At 71.5% G+C, this 16,888-nt stretch carries 15 protein-coding genes, 1 tRNA gene and 1 riboswitch; of the genes, 8 read left to right on the top strand and 8 right to left on the bottom strand.

Annotation, left to right across the window (positions count from 1 at the left end):
- The first annotated feature begins 138 nt into the window (after positions 1 to 138).
- Positions 139 to 1,053 (top strand): alpha/beta fold hydrolase, encoded by a 915-nt coding sequence (locus tag ACIQE0_RS01240; protein ID WP_402328151.1) that lies wholly within the window; start codon positions 139 to 141, stop codon positions 1,051 to 1,053.
- A 5-nt stretch (positions 1,054 to 1,058) separates the two neighbouring features.
- Here ACIQE0_RS01240 and ACIQE0_RS01245 read toward each other — a convergent pair whose 3' ends face one another.
- Complete coding sequence (locus tag ACIQE0_RS01245) at positions 1,059 to 1,961, bottom strand: transketolase (RefSeq protein ID WP_366330360.1); 903 nt, start codon at positions 1,959 to 1,961, stop codon at positions 1,059 to 1,061.
- Positions 1,962 to 2,016: 55 nt separating this feature from the next.
- The gene (locus tag ACIQE0_RS01250; RefSeq protein ID WP_366330359.1) at positions 2,017 to 2,766 is read right to left on the bottom strand and encodes a transketolase; all 750 of its coding nucleotides are present in this window, start codon (positions 2,764 to 2,766) and stop codon (positions 2,017 to 2,019) included.
- 247 nt (positions 2,767 to 3,013) lie between these two features.
- On the opposite strand from ACIQE0_RS01250, the gene ACIQE0_RS01255 reads away from it, so the two are divergent.
- The 6 genes from ACIQE0_RS01255 to ACIQE0_RS01280 all read left to right on the top strand — a co-directional run bounded on the left by ACIQE0_RS01255 (position 3,014) and on the right by ACIQE0_RS01280 (position 8,301).
- Positions 3,014 to 3,087: transfer RNA gene (locus ACIQE0_RS01255), tRNA-Pro, on the top strand.
- Between the two features lie 338 nt (positions 3,088 to 3,425).
- Positions 3,426 to 3,854: a helix-turn-helix transcriptional regulator gene (locus ACIQE0_RS01260; RefSeq protein ID WP_366330358.1), complete on the top strand. Its 429-nt coding sequence runs from the start codon at positions 3,426 to 3,428 to the stop codon at positions 3,852 to 3,854.
- Positions 3,855 to 3,915: 61 nt separating this feature from the next.
- A complete protein-coding gene (locus ACIQE0_RS01265) occupies positions 3,916 to 4,488 on the top strand; it encodes a hypothetical protein (protein ID WP_366330406.1) in 573 nt (190 codons plus the stop codon).
- Positions 4,481 to 5,701, top strand: a complete 1,221-nt coding sequence (locus ACIQE0_RS01270) for an MAB_1171c family putative transporter (RefSeq protein ID WP_402328153.1) — start codon at positions 4,481 to 4,483, stop codon at positions 5,699 to 5,701. Before ACIQE0_RS01265 ends, ACIQE0_RS01270 begins: the two co-directional genes overlap by 8 nt.
- A gap of 207 nt (positions 5,702 to 5,908) precedes the next feature.
- Positions 5,909 to 7,132 (top strand): cytochrome P450, encoded by a 1,224-nt coding sequence (locus ACIQE0_RS01275; RefSeq protein ID WP_402328155.1) that lies wholly within the window; start codon positions 5,909 to 5,911, stop codon positions 7,130 to 7,132.
- 209 nt (positions 7,133 to 7,341) lie between these two features.
- On the top strand, positions 7,342 to 8,301 hold the full coding sequence (locus ACIQE0_RS01280; protein ID WP_402328157.1) for a D-alanyl-D-alanine carboxypeptidase family protein: 960 nt from the start codon (positions 7,342 to 7,344) through the stop codon (positions 8,299 to 8,301).
- A 64-nt stretch (positions 8,302 to 8,365) separates the two neighbouring features.
- Here the strand turns inward: ACIQE0_RS01280 and mgtE are convergent, their stop codons facing one another.
- Positions 8,366 to 9,742, bottom strand: a complete 1,377-nt coding sequence (gene mgtE, locus ACIQE0_RS01285) for a magnesium transporter (RefSeq protein WP_402328159.1) — start codon at positions 9,740 to 9,742, stop codon at positions 8,366 to 8,368.
- A gap of 333 nt (positions 9,743 to 10,075) precedes the next feature.
- A riboswitch (M-box (ykoK) riboswitch) is annotated at positions 10,076 to 10,244 on the bottom strand.
- A 379-nt stretch (positions 10,245 to 10,623) separates the two neighbouring features.
- Here mgtE and ACIQE0_RS01290 point away from each other — a divergent pair.
- Positions 10,624 to 12,189: an alanine/glycine:cation symporter family protein gene (locus ACIQE0_RS01290; RefSeq protein ID WP_402328161.1), complete on the top strand. Its 1,566-nt coding sequence runs from the start codon at positions 10,624 to 10,626 to the stop codon at positions 12,187 to 12,189.
- Between the two features lie 166 nt (positions 12,190 to 12,355).
- Here ACIQE0_RS01290 and ACIQE0_RS01295 read toward each other — a convergent pair whose 3' ends face one another.
- The 5 genes from ACIQE0_RS01295 to ACIQE0_RS01315 all read right to left on the bottom strand — a co-directional run bounded on the left by ACIQE0_RS01295 (position 12,356) and on the right by ACIQE0_RS01315 (position 16,719).
- Complete coding sequence (locus ACIQE0_RS01295) at positions 12,356 to 12,685, bottom strand: DUF427 domain-containing protein (protein ID WP_366330352.1); 330 nt, start codon at positions 12,683 to 12,685, stop codon at positions 12,356 to 12,358.
- Between the two features lie 251 nt (positions 12,686 to 12,936).
- On the bottom strand, positions 12,937 to 13,419 hold the full coding sequence (locus ACIQE0_RS01300; RefSeq protein WP_402328163.1) for a thioesterase family protein: 483 nt from the start codon (positions 13,417 to 13,419) through the stop codon (positions 12,937 to 12,939).
- Positions 13,419 to 14,450 carry a 3-hydroxyacyl-CoA dehydrogenase NAD-binding domain-containing protein gene (locus tag ACIQE0_RS01305; protein WP_402328165.1) on the bottom strand — a complete coding sequence of 344 codons (1,032 nt, stop codon included), beginning with the start codon at positions 14,448 to 14,450 and terminating at the stop codon, positions 13,419 to 13,421. The genes ACIQE0_RS01300 and ACIQE0_RS01305 overlap by 1 nt, the downstream gene beginning before the upstream one ends.
- Positions 14,451 to 14,651: 201 nt before the next feature.
- Positions 14,652 to 15,548 (bottom strand): 3-keto-5-aminohexanoate cleavage protein, encoded by an 897-nt coding sequence (locus ACIQE0_RS01310; protein WP_366330349.1) that lies wholly within the window; start codon positions 15,546 to 15,548, stop codon positions 14,652 to 14,654.
- A gap of 280 nt (positions 15,549 to 15,828) precedes the next feature.
- On the bottom strand, positions 15,829 to 16,719 hold the full coding sequence (locus ACIQE0_RS01315; protein WP_402328167.1) for a TetR family transcriptional regulator C-terminal domain-containing protein: 891 nt from the start codon (positions 16,717 to 16,719) through the stop codon (positions 15,829 to 15,831).
- Positions 16,720 to 16,888: the final 169 nt, after the last annotated feature.

Here is a 16,888-nt window from a genome sequence, read left to right on the forward strand (position 1 = left end):
GTGCCGGCACAGAACCGCCCGATCGTGTCACGCCGGGCGGGCCACGGGCCATCTCCGCCACGCGCGCCCCATGGCCAAGCGCCGCGCCGCGGGCCAGAGTGGGCGCGACCACCGACCCACCGGCCCCAGGAGTGCACCATGCAGCAGGACGTCCACCACGCCCCCGACGGCGCCCGCATCGCCACCTACACCTGGCTCCCGGAGACCGGCACCCCGCGCGCCCTGGTCCAGATCGCCCACGGCGCCGCCGAACACGCCCGCCGCTACGACCGCTTCGCCCGCTTCCTGACCGGCCACGGCTACGCCGTCATCGCCTCCGACCACCGCGGCCACGGCGCCACCGCCCCCTCCACCGGTGGCCGCGGGGTCGCCGGCGACGACGCCTGGCGGGCCGTCGTCGGCGACCTCAAGGGCATCGGCGACCACGCGGCCGCCGCCCACCCCGGCCTCCCGCTGGTCCTCCTCGGCCACAGCATGGGCGCGATGCTGGCCCGCGACTACGCCCAGGAGTACGGCGCCGACCTCGCCGGACTGATCCTCACCGGCGCCTTCCGCACCCTGCCCGGCCTCGACATCGACGCCGCCGCGGCCGAACTGGAGGCGGAGAGCGCCACCCACGGCCGGGCCCACCCCTCCGCCTTCCTCCCCCGCACCTTCGGCTCCTTCAACGACGCCTTCGCGCACCGCACCGGCTTCGAATGGCTCTCCCGGGACACCGCCGAGGTCGACCGCTACGCCGCCGACGACGACTGCGGCTTCCCGTTCTCCGCCGGCCTGGCCCTGGACTGGGTACGCGCCATCCGCAAGATCAACGACCCCGCCCACCTCGCCCGGATCCCCCGCGGCCTGCCCGTCCATGTCGCGGTCGGCGACCAGGACCCCTGCCACCAGCGGATGACCCTGGTCCACGAACTCCTGGAGGACTTCCGCTACCTCGGCACCCGCGACCTCACCTGGCGCGCCTACCCGGACGCCCGCCACGAGATCCTCAACGAGACCAACCGCGACGAGGTCCAGGACGACCTGTTGACCTGGCTCGACGCGCACCTCTGACCCGCCTACCGACCGAGGAACCCGGTGAGGCGCTCCCGCAGGCCCCGCGGATCGAGGCCGTGCGCCGCCAGGTGCTCGTCGAGCTGCCCGTAGCGGCGCAGCTCCCGGCGGCCGACGCCGAGCCCGAGCACCCGGTGCGGCCGGTCCGCCAGCGCGTCGTTGGCGTGGCCGGTGGAGGTCCCGGCCAGGTACGGCTCGACCAGCACCACGTCGGCGGAGCCGGCGGCGTCCGCGGCGGCCCGCAGCGCCCGGCCGTCGAAGGGCCGCACGGTCGTCGCGTAGAGCACGGTCACGTCCAGCCCCTCGGTGGCGGCCAGCACGTGGTCCAGCATCGGTCCGACGGCGACCACCACCCCGCGGCCCCCCTCCCGCACCGTCGTGAACCCTGCCCCGTCCACCGGCCGCGGCGCCCCGTCGGCCTGTACGGACAGCCGCACGTAGACCTTGTCGTCACCGGCCGCGGCGGCCTTCCGGAGCAGCGCCTCGGCCTCGTCCGGGTGGCCGGGCACATGCACGGTCCAGCCGTCGAGGGTGTCCAGCAGCGCCACGTCACCCGGTGCCATGTGCGTGAAACCGCCGCTCGGCCAGTCGTAGGAGGCGCCGGCGCTGACCAGCACCCCGCCGGTCCCCTGGTGGCCGAAGTCCAGCTTCAGCTGCTCGAAGGGGCGCTCCACCAGGAAACTGGCGAAGGTGTGCACGATCGGCCGCATCCCGGTCAGCGCCAGCCCGCCGCCGACCCCGATCAGCAACTGCTCGCGGATGCCGACGTTCACCACCCGCTCGGGGTGCCGCCGGGCCGCGTCCGCGAAGCCGTCGACGCCGATGTCGGCGAGCACCACGGCCAGCCGCGGGTCCTCGTCCAGCAGCCGCGAGGTGACCGCGGCGAAACGCTCACGCATGGTGTCCATCACTGAATTCCTCTCGAAGTACGGGTCGTTCAGGGGGCGGGGCCAGGTGGCGCGGTCAGGCCGCGCGCGCCGGGCCGGTGGCGCTCTTCGGCTCGACGCGGGCGACCACCGCGTGCGGCCGCCCCGGGTGCGGGGCGCGGAACGCCTCGTACAGCGCCCGGTGGTCGCGGCCGTCCACGGTCGTCGCGGACCAGCCCGCGGCCTCGAAGCGCGAGGCGATCCCGCCGCGCCAGCCGTGGGTGGCCGAGGAGTTGTCGACGACGAGGGTGTGCAGCCGGTCCAGACCGGCCGGGCCGGCGTAGGCGAGCGCCTCGTGGTTGCTGCCCTCGTCGAGTTCGGCGTCGCCGATCAGCACCCACACGGCCGGTTCGGTGCGGCCCTGGGCGCGCAGTCCCAGCGCGGTGCCGACGGCCAGCGGCAGCCCGTGCCCGAGCGATCCGCTGCCGATCTCGACGCCGGGCACCAGCATCCGGTCGGGGTGGTGGCCCAGCGGCGAGTCGTAGGCGCCGAAGCCGGGCAGCCAGTCGGTGGGGAAGAAGCCCTTGGCGGCCAGCACCGCGTAGTAGGCCATCGGGCCGTGGCCCTTGGAGAGCAGGAAGCGGTCCCGGTCGGGATCGTCGGCGGTGGCGGGGGAGACCCGCAGCACCCGGTCGTAGAGGACCCAGAGGGCATCCAGGGTGGAGGTGGCCGCCGGGCCGTGCTTCTCGTCGCCGGTCATCAGCCCCATCAGCCGGGGCAGTTCACCGAATCCGCGGGAGCCGTGCAGCGGGGTCGCCACGGTCGTGTCCGTCGCTGTGTTCGTCATGCGAGAGACTCTGCAACCTCAAGTTCGCTTGAGGTCAAGGCGGGCCGCTGTGGCCGCAGGTCGGGGTGCCGGTGGAGCGCTCGCGCCTGCATCGTGGCCGCCCGGCGTCGCCGTCGCGCGAGTGCGGGGCGTCCCTCCCGGTCACCCTGGTGTCCGCGCCGGTCGACAGATGGCGACAACCACCCTCTGAAGTGCGGTATTGTTGTCTCGCACGAACGCTCCGGGGAGTCCCCGGGGTAGCGGGCAACGGGACGTGGCGCAGCTTGGTAGCGCACTTGACTGGGGGTCAAGGGGTCGCAGGTTCAAATCCTGTCGTCCCGACTTGCGGAAACGTGAGTCGGAGGCCGTGTCGGAAGTATCCGACACGGCCTCTTTCGCGTTCTCCGGCGGGCGCCGGTCCGCCCCGGTGCGCGCCCCCATGGATCTACGCACTGTTGTTGCGTCGTCACTCAACTCCCGGTTAAGTCCGCCCGTCCTCACTGTCCGTATGTGGACTGGTGCGGCGTGTTCCCGGCGTGCCAGGATGGTGGCCTGGCATCGGCGGCCTTAACTGCTCGTTGGGTCGGCGCGACGAACGGGGGACGACTGTGGGGGGCGACGGCCGGTCCAAGGCAGAGGGCAGTGTGCTCGCGGAACGGCTCAACCACCTTTTCGCGCACATGCATCCGCCCGGCGCCCCGTACACCAACGCCCACGTGGCAGAGGAGATCAGCCGGGGGGCGACGGAGTACGGCGGCGTCAAGGTCACCGAGCAGTACCTGTCGATGCTGCGCAACGGACGGCGGGCGAATCCGAGCCCCGAACTCCTGCGCGCGCTCGCGAAGTTCTTCGCGGTGCCCGTCGGGTACCTGCTGGGGGACCTCTCGCAGCCGCAGGCCGCGCGGGTGGAGGAGGAGCTCCGGTTCCTGGCCGCCATGCGGGACCAGCGGGTGCGCGCCATCGCGCTGCGCTCGGTCGGGCTGCCCCCGGAAGTCCAGGACAGCCTGACGACGATCATCTCCCAGTTCCGCCGGCAGATGAACCTGCCGGACGGTCCGCCGGAGCAGGGAGGTGAGCGGCGTGGCGCACGGCCCGACACCGACCGCTGAGCGCGACGGGGTCTTCACCACCTGGCGGCGGGCCGGACACAAGGACGGGACGAGCATGCGAGTGGGGCAGATGCGCAGGCGGTGCAAGCAGCTCATCAAGGAGCTGCGGCTGCCCGCCGCGACCGATCTGCGGGGGATCTGCGACCTCGTCGCCGCGCGCGTCGAACGGCCCGTCCACCTGGTGCCGATGAGCCTGGGCGGGGTGGTCTCCGGAATGACCGCCACCACCGACGACGGCTACTGGGTCTTCTACGAACTCAAGACCTCCGCCTGGCACCAGACCCACATCGTGCTGCACGAACTCAGCCACCTCCTCCTCGGCCACGCCCAGGACCCGGCCGTCACCGAGGACGCGCTGCGGATGTGGACCCCGTCCGTCGACGTCGCCACCGCGATGCGGCGGATGGGCCTGACCATGGGCTTCGCCCGGCACCACGGCTACGACAACCTCGCCGAGCGGGAGACCGAGGTGCTCGGCACGCTGCTGATGGAGCATGTGGTGCCCTCCGAGGCCGAGCGGGAACTCCCGCCGGAGGGGCCGGCCGCCGAGGTCGCGGCCGCACTGGGCCCGGCCCTCCAGCACATCCGCCACCAACGGGAGGCCGCCCAACGGGAAGGAGGCAGCGGTGTTTGACGTCGTCTACCTCTGCTTCGGGGCCGCCGCCTGGGCCCTGGTGGCGTACAAGGCGGTCGCCTGGCTCCGGGACCGCGGCAACACCGACCTGGGGCTGACCTGCGTGATGACGGGCGGCGTCGCCACCGTCTTCCTCTTCTCCGCGCCCAGCCTCTACCGGGGCTTCGACCGGCTGGTCGGTGTCGCCAACCTCGCCATGGTCTTCCTCTACTCCTCCGTCATGGTCTTCGCCGCCGGCGCGCTGGTGCTGCTGCTCCGCTGGACGGCGGGCGAGGGCGAGGCGGCCCGCGCCCGCGCACGGGCCAAGGCCCGCACCGCGGTCGGCGCGGTGGCGCTCCTCTGGGCGGTGGCCGTCACCGGCTTCGCGGTCGGCCGCCCCGACGCCGTGGAACACCCCCGCGACTTCAGCACCGCCTACACCGACGCCCCCGGCGTGATGCTCTTCCTGGTGCTGTATCTGGCCGTTTTCGGCGCCAGTCTCGCGGGCCTGGGGACGCTCTGCCCCCGGTACGCCGCCCGGCTCGGCAGCTCGTGGCTGGCCCGCGGACTGCGGGTGCTGGCCGCCGGCTGCTGGCTCGGCCTGGTCTACTGCGCCTGCAAGGTCATCGGCTTCGTCCTGTCCTGGGCCGGCCGCCCGGCGCCCTGGCTCTCCAACGGCGTCGCCCCCCTCAGCGCCTCGGTCGCCGCGATCCTGGTCCTGGCCGGCTTCAGCCTGCCGGCCGCCGGCCCCCGCGTCGCTGCCTGGCGCCGGCTGCGCCGCCTGACGCCCCTCTGGCGGACCGTCACCGAACTGACCCCCGAGGTCACCATGGACGACGGCCGGTGGAGGGGCCGTTGGCCCTTCGCCGACCTGGAATGGCGTGCCAACCGCCAGATGGCCGAGATCCGCGACGTCCAACGCGGCATCCGCCGCCATGTGGAGTCCGACGCCATCGACATCGTCCTCGAACGCGCCCGCGCCGTCTCCCTGGACGGCCGGCAACTGGCCGCGGTCGCCGAGGCCGCCGCCCTCCGGCGCGGCCTGGAGAACCGCGCGGTGGGCCACCTCCCCGCGCACGGTGCCGACAGCGTGGTGGTCACCTGCTCCCGGAACGGCGCCGAACTCACCGCCGAATACGAGCACTTGGCACTGGTCGCCGACGTCTACCACTCGCCGCTCATCGAAACCGTCCTCACCGAGTTGCGCCAGCGCAGCGCCACCCCGCGCAGCTGACCGCAACCCCACAGACAGGGTGGCCCGGTACGGGGGTCCGGGCCTCCCACCCCACCCACGGCGGCACCGACCCACCCGGCCGGTGCCGCCCACCCTCCGGCGGAGGGTCCCTGGCCCCGCCGTCACCCTCCCGTCTGCCGGGCGGCGCCCGGTCCACCCTCCGGGCGGGCAACGGGTGTTCGGCGACACGCCCTAGGCTCAGGCGCCATGGAGAACACCGCCGAGACCGGCCCCGACGCACCCATCGACACCACCCCCCTCCTGGACGACACGTACGCCGCCTGCGCCGCGCTCCGCGCAGCCGGCCCGGTGCACCGCATCACCGGCACCGACGGCCTGCCCGCCTGGCTGGTCACCCGCTACGACGACGTCCGCAGCGCCCTGGCCGACCCCCGGCTCTCGCTCGACAAGCGCCATGCCAAGCCCGGCAACTACCGCGGCTTCTCCCTTCCGCCCGCCCTCGACGCCAACCTGCTCAACATGGAAGCGCCGGACCACACCCGCATCCGCCGCCTGGTCGCCAAGGCGTTCACCCCGCGCCGCGTCGAAGCGCTCCGCGCCCCCGTCCGACGGATCGCCGACGAGCTGCTGGACGCCACGGCCGCCAAGGGCCGCGCGGAACTCGTCGCCGACTACGCCGGCCCGCTGCCGATCACCGTCATCTGCGATCTGCTCGGTATCCCCGCCGAGGACCGCCGCGACTTCCGTGCCTGGTCGGATGCGCTCATCACGCCCGACCCCAGCCGCCCGCAGGCGATGAAGGAGGCGATCGGCGCGATGCTGGAGTTCTACACCGGGCTGATCGCCGCCAAGCGCGCCACCCCCGGCGACGACCTGCTCTCCGACCTGATCGCGGTGCGCGACGACGCCCCCGACGACGCCGGTACCGACCGCCTCACCGAGGACGAACTGACCTCCCTGGCCTTTCTCATCCTCTTCGCCGGCTACGAGAACACCGTCCAGCTCATCGGTAACGCCGTCCTCGCCCTCCTCGACCACCCCGAACGGCTCACCGCGTTGCGCCGAAATCCAGCCGAACTGCCCACCACCGTGGACGAGTTCCTCCGCTACGACGGACCGGCCTCCCTGGCCATCCGCCGCTTCCCCGTCGAGGACGTGGAGATCGGCGGCGTCCGCATCCCCGCGGGTGAGAGCGTGCTGCTCTCCCTCGCGTCCGCCAACCGCGACCCGGACCGCTTCCCCGACCCGGACCGGTTCGACCCGACCCGCGCCCGCTCCGGCCACCTCGCCCTGGGCCACGGCATCCACTACTGCATCGGCGGCCCGCTCGCCCGCATGGAGACGGAGATTGCGATCGACGCCCTCATCAGCCGTTTCCCGGGGCTGCGCCTCGACATCCCCCGGGACGAAGTACGACACCGCCGGACGATCCGGGTACGTGGCCTGATTTCGCTGCCCGTGGCCTGGTAATCCGAGAGCGCACACGTTTTTGATGCGTAACCGTTCAGTGATGCGGTAGAAAAGTGCTGTGACCCGCCCGGTGTGCATCCCCCGTCGCACCGGGCGGGTCCTTCTGTTGCGCTCCCTTACGACCCGTCACATCACCCGCATCACCACCTTCGTGGCTCATCTGGCGCATCCGCACTGCGCACCCCGCCCGCCCTCCTTAGCGTGACCCCATGGCATTTGACGCGCTCGTCCCCAAGAAGGCAGGTGTGCTGGCGCTGATCGCCGCCGCCGGAGTGTCCCTGGCGCCGGCACCAGCCGATGCCCGTCCCGCCGCGCCGACGGACCGTCAGATCGCGGCCGCCACCCGGCAGGCGCCCGGCGGTCTCAGCGCCCTGGCCTGGATGGTCACCGATGCGGACACCGGCACCGTGCTGGCCGCCAAGAACCCGCACCGCAGACTCGCCCCGGCCAGCACCCTCAAGACCCTCTTCGCCGTCACCGTGCTGCCCAAGTTCCCCGCCGACCGCGTACGCGAGGTCAGCGCCGGCGACCTCGCCGGCCTCGGCGCCGGCAGCAGCGTCGTCGGCGTCCACGAGGGCGGCCGCTACACCGTCGCCGATCTCTGGCGCGGCGTCTTCCTGCGCTCCGGCAACGACGCGGTGCACGTCCTCGCCGCCATGAACGGCGGCTGGTCGGCCACCGCCCGGGAGATGCAGCAGACCGCCAACCGGCTCGGCGCCCGCAACACCACGGTCAAGTCCCCGGACGGCTACGACACCCCCGGCCAGGTGTCGTCCGCCGCCGACCTGACGGCCTTCGCCCGCGCCGGCCTCGCCGACGAGCAGTTCGCCCGCTACTGCTCCACCCTCCGCGCCAGGTTCCCCGAGGGCGGCGCTGACAGCGTCCAGATCGAGAACACCAACCGGCTGCTGGTCGGCTCGCACGGCATGGCCCGCTACCCCGGGATGATCGGCGTCAAGAACGGCTACACCAGCAAGGCCGGCAACACCCTCATCGCCGCCGCCCGCCGCAACGGCCACACCCTCATCGCCACTGTGCTCAACCCTCAATCGGGCGAGACCAACGGCGTCTACAAGGAGGCCGGCTCGCTGTTGGACTGGGGCTTCGACCATGTCAACCACCCCAGCCCGGTCGCCGACGACACCGGCCCCGCTGAAGACACGCCCTAGCAGGCACCGGCCGGCCTCGCCGGCAAGCCGCCGGCACTTCGCGGTGCGTGTCCTACGGCTCTGCTCAGGCCAGAAGATTGCCGAGGAACAGGTAGGCGAAGCCGAAGTAGACGAACACGCCGATCAGGTCCATCACCGAGGTGATCAACGGTGCGCTGAGCGTGGCGGGGTCGGTGCCGATGCGGCGCGCGACAAAGGGGAGGAGGCCACCGATGACGCCGCCCAGGACGGTGCACACCAGCATGCTCAGGCCGACGGTGGCGAGGACGCCTGCGTCAAGTCCTCCCTTGGCGAAGTAGGCGAGGGCCACCTCCAGTATGGCGATCACCGCTCCGAGCCCCGCAGCCACACCGAGCTCTCGCCTCGTCACGAACCAGATGTCCCGCCACCCCGGGCGCAGTTGGCCCAGCGCCATGGAGCGGAGGACGAGAGTGGCGGCCTGGCTCCCGGTGTTGCCGCCCATGTCGACGATGGGGGCGATGAAGGCCGCCAGGACGATGACCTCTTGGAGCATGTCCTCCTGAGCTGCGACGAAGGTGCTGGTGACCAGGCCGAACACGGTGAGGATGCCGAGCCAGAACACCCGGACACCGAAGATCCGGCGCAGCGGTGACGCGCGCAGGTCGAGGTCGGGCCCGCCCAGGGCGGAGGTGCCGCCGTAGCGGGCGAGTTGGGTGGCGTCCTGCTCGTGGTCGATGTCCATGGCGTCGTCCACGGTGACGATGCCGATCATGCGGTTGTCCTCGTTGAGCACGGGGACGGCCAGCAGGTCGTACCGGCGGATGCACTCGGCGGCCTTCTCGTCAGGGTCGTCGGCGTGCACGGTGACGGGGTCGGGGCGCATCAGCTGGTCGACCGAGGCGTTGTCGGCAGCCAGGACGAGGTCACGCAGGGAGACGGTGCCGCGCAGATGGCCCGTGCCATCGAGGACGTAGACCACGTAGATGGTCTCCTTGTCCGGTGCCGTGGCGCGGACCGCGCGCAGGGCGTTGGCCACGGTCGTGCCCGCGGGGACGGTGGCGTACTGGGAGGTGACGGCCGCGCCCGCGGTGCCTTCCGGATAGCGCGCGAGGTGCAGCATGTCGTCGCGTTCGGCCTGGGCCAGGGACGGCAGCAGCCGGCGCTGTCCGTCCGGGCTGAGCCGGTTGTACAGGTCGGCCCGCTCGTCGGAGGGCAGCGCGGACACCAGCGGCACCACCGCGGCAGGCGGCATCTCGGCCAGGACGGCGTCCTGCTGCACGTCCGGAAGTTCAACGAACAGGCGGGCCTGGGCCTTGGCCGGAACCGGTGCCAGGAGGGCGGCCACCTGCTTCGGTGGGCTGTCGCGCAGGGCGTCGGCGACGTCGGCCGGCGGCGCGCTGCGCATCAGCCTTGCGAACGCGTCGGCATCGGGCCGGTCGAGTAGGGCACGGGCGTGGAAGACTATGTCCTCGCGGTTCATGAAAAGACCTTTTTCGAAATCATCCGCAGGGGCACCGAGCGAAATGGCGACATGCTCGGCCTACGTGTGGAGACGACTGCCATGTAGCGGGCAGCGCGGAAACCGGGAAGTGCCCGGTCAGAATTCTCGGCAGCCTCGACGGACTGCCGAGAACGGGTACCGGCGAGCGGTGATCAGCAGCTGGCCACAGGTGACGGCGTACTGGCGTAAGGCGAATCACCGCTCTGGGAACTGGCGGAGCCTTTTCGCATGTCGTCACCTCCTGCTGCTCAAGGCGCACGGGGGCGCCGCGGAAACACACGCGGAGGCGGATAGGGGCCCTCGTATGGAGCCCTGGCACCTCTCTCGACAGAGCTTTGGCACTGCACGGCGTGCCCGCTTTGCGGGAGCCACTTGGGCTCAACCCTTAGACCGGGAAGAGCTGTCCTGAACCGGGGCGTCTTTCGACGTTTGGGGTCAGTGGCCTATGTCCGTGCAGACGCCTCACCTAGCGAGGTGCATGCGTAAGGGACGCTACAAAGCGCGCAAGGAATCAGTCAAGTCCTCACCAAGATTAATGTGATCGAGGTGCGGAAATTCCGGTGGTCACAGGCGTGGCGTCACCGCCATCGGGGCTGGTGAGGCCGGGTGCCGGGGTGCCCGGGTAGCCGGGTCCGGCCCCTGGAATCAAATACAGCTCACCCTCGCGTGGCCCCGTCGGCGGTTTCGTCACTCGATTCCGTCGGCGGACGGGCGGACGTGACCCGAAGGCTTGGTCTTAAGTCCCCGAATAGACAGGACGAAAGTCCCTACTGACCTCCCGGGACAGAACTGAGACTTATCCAAACCTTTACCTCACCCGCGTGGATCCTTAAGTCCGCTCTCGCAGGAGGCCCTTCCCCATGCAGCATGAAACCGCGCCCAGTGTGCTGGCCTCCGGTGGGGGGCTGTCGGGCATAGAGGACGCCGTGAACCACGTCGTCCAGCCGGTCACTGATCTGGTCCACAAAGTCATCTTCTACGAGGTGGATATCGCCGGTGCCGGTATCCCTCTCATCGTGCTGTGGCTGCTGGTGGGAGGCGTGGTCTTCACCGCCTACCTCGGTGCGATCCAGTTCCGCGGCTTCAAGACCGCCTATGAGATCGTCAAACGGAGCGGCAAGGGCGCGGATGCCGACGCGCCCGGCGAAGTGACCCAGTTCCAGGCGCTGATGGCCGCGTGCGCCGGCACTGTCGGGCTCGGCAACATCGCCGGTGTCGCAGTGGCGGTGACCGTGGGCGGGCCCGGTGCCACCTTCTGGATGATCGTGTGCGGACTGCTCGGCATGGCGCTCAAGTTCGCTGAATGCACCCTGGGCGTGAAATACCGCGTCGTGCACGAGGACGGCAGTGTCTCCGGCGGACCCATGCACTACTTGCGCCGAGGTCTGGCCGACCGCGGGTATGCGGGCCTGGGCCGGGTGATGGCTGCCGTGTTCGCGCCGATCATCATCGTGTTCGGTCTGGCCGGCGGCAACATGTTCCAGGTGAACCAGACCCTCGCGCAGTTGCGCTCCGTGACCGGCGGCGAGGACGGTGTGCTCGGCAGCCCCGGTGCGGGGCTGGGTATCGGCCTGGCTATCGCCGCGGTCATCGGTCTGATTCTGCTGGGCGGCGCCAAACGGCTGGGAGCGGTGGTCGGCAAACTGGTCCCGGTCATGGCGATCGTGTACGTGGCGGGCTGCCTGGTGGTACTCGCCGCGAACGCGGGGGCCATGCCCGGTGCCGTCAGGCTCATCGTCACGGATGCCTTCAGCATGGAGGCGGGCGCCGGCGGCCTGATCGGCATCATGGTGGTGGGATTCACCCGCGCCGCCTTCTCCAACGAGGCCGGCCTGGGCTCGGCCCCGATCGTTCAGGCCGCCGCCAAGACCCGGCATCCCGCCTCCGGCGGCCTGGTCTCGATGCTCGGCCCGTTCATCGACACCGTCATCGTGTGCACGATGACCGCTCTGGCCATCATCGTCGCCAACCCCCCGATGTACGCCGAAGCGCGGAAATCAGGCAAGGCCGAGGGGGTGGAGCTGACCTCGGCGGCATTCGAGACGGTCATGCCCTGGTTCCCCTACGTGTTGACCGTCGCCGTGATCTTGTTCGCCCTGTCCACCACCGTCACCTGGTCCTACTACGGGCAAAAGTGCTGGGAGGGCATGTTCGGCCGCAGCCGGCGCAGCGACCTCACCTTCAAGGCCGTGACCATCGGTTGCGTGGTCCTCGGCTCGATCCTCACCCTGGGCGCGGTCCTGGACCTGGCAGACGGCCTGCTGTTCATTCTGGCCCTGATCAACATCCTTGCGCTGTACCTGATGGCTCCGGTTGTCAAGAAGGAGCTCAAGGACTACCTGCGACACCGCAAGCAGGTCGATGCCCGCGAATCCGCGTCCGCCGCCGAACAGCTCGACAAGGACGAGGAGTTGGGCCGGGTCTGACCAGGCAATCGGGGCGCTGAGGGAATTTCAACCTGATGTGCCCGGCCAGTGGGCGCTCAAAGTTGAGCATCCTCACCTCACGGAGGGCCAGGGGGAATCGTGGCGTCGGCCGCGGCATGGCATCCTCGTCGGTTGTGACTTCGACGAGGATGCCTGCCGGCCGCGACTACCCCAACTGCACCTCGTAGAAGCACAGATGGTCCTTGATCTCGGCGACCGCGGCATGCGGGTCGGGGTAGGCCCAGGCGATGTCCTCAGGGCCTTGTTCGAGGGACCAGTAGGAGGCGGTGCCCTTGAACGGGCAGACCGTGTGTGTCTGCGACGGGGTCAGCAGATCGGTGCGGACGTCCTCCGGCGGCAGGTAGTAACGCACCGGGTAGCCGGTCTCGAAGAGCAGCAGCGGCCGCCGGCTCTCGGCCAGCACCTGCCCGTCGACCACGACCCGGACGGTCTCGGTACCGGGCTTGACCTCAATGCGGTGACCTTGTGTGGACATCACCCTGATCTCCGTTCGTGAGTCGGTGGTTACTTCCTCAGGGTCGCATCCGGGACGGGTTCAGGGTGATCCCTGAGGTCGGCGCGCCCCGCGAACGGCACAGTGTCAGGCATGGCCGAAGCGGGGCGGAGAGGGGGAGCCGAATGGGGAGGCGAGCAGCGGCCCGGCGGGGCCTGACCGGGGCCGGGCCCGGGAATCGCAGGGAAATTCCCGGGCGGCGGCCGTCGGCCGGGCGGGGTGCGGACCGGGGGTCAGGCGCCGACCGGGCGGATGCCGCGGCCGGCCCAGTCCGGGGCCGGTGCGGCGAGCGCGGCGAGCCGGGCGTGGGTGGCGTCCGGGAACGGGACGGCACCCCCCTGGTTCTGGTCGACGTGAAGGGCGAAGAGCTCTTCGGTGGCCACCGGGTCGCCGGTGGGGTCACCGGAGGCATCGCAGCGGTACATCTCGTGGAGGATGCGCAGCTTCTTCGCGGCCGCGCCCAGCACCGTGGTGCGGACGGCCAGTCGGCTGCCGCGCGGGACCTCGTCGAGATAGCGGACGTGGGCCTCGACGGTGTAGAGGGAGCAGCCCGTGCGGGCCCGGTAGTCGGCGTCGAGGCCGGACGCGTCCATCAGGGCGTCGGTGGCGAAGCCGAAGACCAGGACGTAGTACGCCTCGCTGAGGTGGCCGTTGTAGTCGATCCAGTCGTCCTGGACGGCCTGCCGGAAGAGGGGGAGGGGTGCTGTGGGGTTCATCAGGCCGGGCTCCCGGGCGTGTTGGGGTGCTGCTCGCCCTCGTCGCCGGTGGGGGCGCTGGCGCTCTGGTCCGCCTGGTGGGGGAGGCGGCCGGTGGCGCGGAGCACGTTGATGACGCCCTGGTCGCGCTCGGTCACCAGGTCGGCGTAGGTGCGGTCACCGGCGGCGGTGGCGCAGCCGTCGACCATGGCGTCGCGGAGTTCCCGGTCCAGTTCGGGGGCCTCCAGGCGGGTCCACGGGGACTTCAGGGAGGGGCCGAAGTGGTCGAGCATATGGGCCATGCCGCCCTCGCCGCCGGCCAGCGCGAAGGTCAGGCAGGGGCCCATGAACGCCCACCGCAGGCCCGGGCCTTCGGTGATCGAGGCGTCGATGTCCTCGACGGTGGCCTCGCCGTTGGCGACCATGTGCAGCGCCTCGCGCCACAGCGCCTCCTGGAGGCGGTTGGCGATGAAGCCGGGGAGTTCGCGGTCCATGGTGATGACCGACTTGCCGGCGAGGTCGTAGAAACGGGACGCCCAGTCCACGGCCTCGGGGGCGGTGTCGGTGCCGCCGACGACCTCGACGAGCGGGATCAGGTACGGCGGGTTGAAGGGGTGGCCGACGACGAGGCGGGACGGGTCGGCCGCCGTGGTCTGCATATCGGTCATCGGGTAGCCCGAGGTGGAGGAGGCGATGACCACGCCGGCGGGCGTCGCGGCGTCCAGCTCGGCGAGGAGCGAACGCTTCAACTCCAGCTTCTCCGGGGCGCTCTCCTGGACGAAGTCGGCTTCGGCGACGGCCTCGGCGAGGGTCGGGGCGACCGTCAGCCGGTCCGGCGAGGCGCCGTCGGCGAGGCCCAGCTGCTCCAGGGCGGGCCAGGCGGCGGAGACCAGGCGGCGGAGCTTCTCCTCGGCGTCGTCGGCCGGGTCCCAGGCGGTGACGTCGTAACCGCGGGCGAGGAAGTGGGCGACCCAGCCGCCGCCTATGACGCCGGCGCCGATGCACGCCACACGACGTGCGGCTTCGGGGGTGGTGGAGGGGGTGAAGGGCATGGCGGGTGTGCTCCTGGGCGGGAGTGGGAGTGGGAGTGGAAGTGGGGGTGGGATACGGGATGCCGGGGCGACGGGGGTGTGCGGGTGCGGGCGCAGGGGCGGGCGGGGACGGTGCGGCCGGACGGACGATCCGTCCGGCCGCACCACCTACGGGAGCCCGTCCACCCGCCTAGCGCGCGCTGCGCCCCCGCGTGCCGTGCCTCAGCCGCGCGGCTTCAGGCCCAGGCGGGCGCGGGCCTGGTCCGGGGTGGCGACGGTCGAGCCGAGGAGTTCGGTGATCTGGACGGCGCGTTCGACGAGTTGGGCGTTGGTGGCCTTGACGCCGCGGCTGAGGTAGAGGTTGTCCTCCAGGCCGACGCGGACGTTGCCGCCGAGCAGGATCGACTGGGCGACCCAGGGCATCTGCATCCGGCCCAGCGCGAAGCTGGCCCACTGGGCGCCCTCGGGCAGCATGTTCACCATCGACTGGAGCACTCCGGGGTCGGCCGGGGCGCCCCACGGCACGCCCATGCAGAGCTGGAAGACGGTGGGGTCGTCCAGCAGCCCCTCGGCGAGCATCTGCTTGGCGAACCACAGCTGGCCGGTGTCGAAGATCTCCAACTCCGGCCGGACGCCGAGTTCCTGGATCCGCTTGGCGCCGGCGCGCAGCATGTCCGGCGTGGAGACGTAGAGCGAGGAACCGTCGCCGAAGTTGAGGGAGCCGCAGTCCAGGGTGCAGATGTCGGGGAGCAGATCCTCGACGTGCGGGAGCCGCTCCAGGCCGCTGACCAGGTCGGTGCCGGGCAGCTGGGTGAGCGGGCGCTCGGGGTCGATCACCAGGTCGCCGCCCATGCCGGCGGTGAGGTTGATGATGACGTCGGTGCCGGTCTGCTTGATGCGGTCGACGACCTCGGCGTAGAGGCGGGGGTCGCGGGACGGGTCGCCGGTCTCGGGGTCGCGGACGTGGATGTGCACCACCGCGGCGCCCGCCTCGGCCGCCTCGACGGCGGACCTCGCGATCTGCTCGGGCGTCACGGGGACGTGCGGGGAGCGGCGGACGGTGTCGCCGGCGCCGGTGAGGGCGCAGGTGATGATGACCTCGTTGTTGGGGGTGGTCATGGGATCCCTTCGGATAGGAGGGGTGCGCTGCCGGAGCGGGGCGCGGGGTGTGCAGGGGATGGGGGAGGTCTGTTGGGGAGCGAGTGGTTCGTCCCGGGGCAGGGCGGTTCGGCACGGCACGGCATGTGGGCGATGCGCGACGCGCGGTAGGCAACAGGCAGTGGGTGAGGGGCAACGGGCGGTAGGCGCGGGCTCGTTGTCGGCTCAGACGGGTCCGGCCGGATCGGTCCGGCTACGGCGGGGGCGTCAGGGGACCGAGGAGCGCACCCCCGGACCGTCCTCAGGTGGTGGTGGCGGCGGTCGGTGGCCGACGGTCGCGGTCCAGTTCGTTCTCCACGAAGGTCAGCAGGGCGGCGTGCATGGTGTCGGGGCTGGTGCTGTCCGGGGCGGTGGCCAGGACCTGGGTGGCCAGGCCGTCGATGAGCGCGGTGAGCCGGAGGGCGGTGACGTCGGGGTCGACGGGGCGGAAGACGCCCTGGTCGACGCCGCGTCGCAGCACGTCGGCGACGGTGGTGCGCCACTGCCGGTAGTAGTGCTCGTGGAGGCGTCCCACGGCGGTGTCGCGGGCGGCCTGGGCCCACAGGTCGAGCCAGACCAGCCACTGCCGGCGCTGCTGTGCGGTGCGCGGGGTCTGCAGGGCGATCAGGTGCAGCAGTTCGGCGCGGGCGTCGGGGGCGGTGGCCAGTCCGGCCGCGCGGCGTTCGGTGTCCTCGTCCATGCACCAGCGGACGGCCGCCTCCAGCAGTTCGTCGCGGCCGGGGAAGTGGTAGTGGACGGCGGCCGTGCTGGTGCCGCAGGCGGCGGCGATGTCGGCGACGCGTACGGCGTGGAAGCCGTGCTCGGCGATCAGCCGGACGGTCTCCCGGACGATCTGCAGCGGACGGCCGCCGTCGGGCACGGTGGCCGGGCCGCGCTCGGGCGGTGCCGCCGGGCGTTCGGGGGCGCCGAGCAGCCAGCCGGTGTCCACCCCGCCGATGTCGGCGATCCGGACGATCTCGGCGAGGGCGAAGCGCCGGGTGCCGCTCAGCGACCGGGACAGCTTCGAGGGGTCCATCACGATCCGGCGGGCGAACTCGCGGTGGCTGCAACCGAGCCGGGCGATCACCTGCCGGACGCGGTCGGTGACCTGTCCGGTGTCGTCGGCGATCCGGCCGCCGGGGTCTGCATCCATGGCCGGGGACGCTAACAGGGTGTTGAGAACATCGCAACGGTTGATGTGAGCGAGGGGCGGGAAGTACCTGTTCCTGGCGGGTGTGAGGGGTGGTGTTGCGGGGAAGCTGATGCATGAGTCAGTGATGTGGCGGAGGGGGTTCCGCCGCCCGGAGTGAGGAGGTGGACAG

It is taken from the genome of Streptomyces sp. NPDC093097, from assembly GCF_044754325.1.
Lineage (GTDB): Bacteria > Actinomycetota > Actinomycetes > Streptomycetales > Streptomycetaceae > Streptomyces.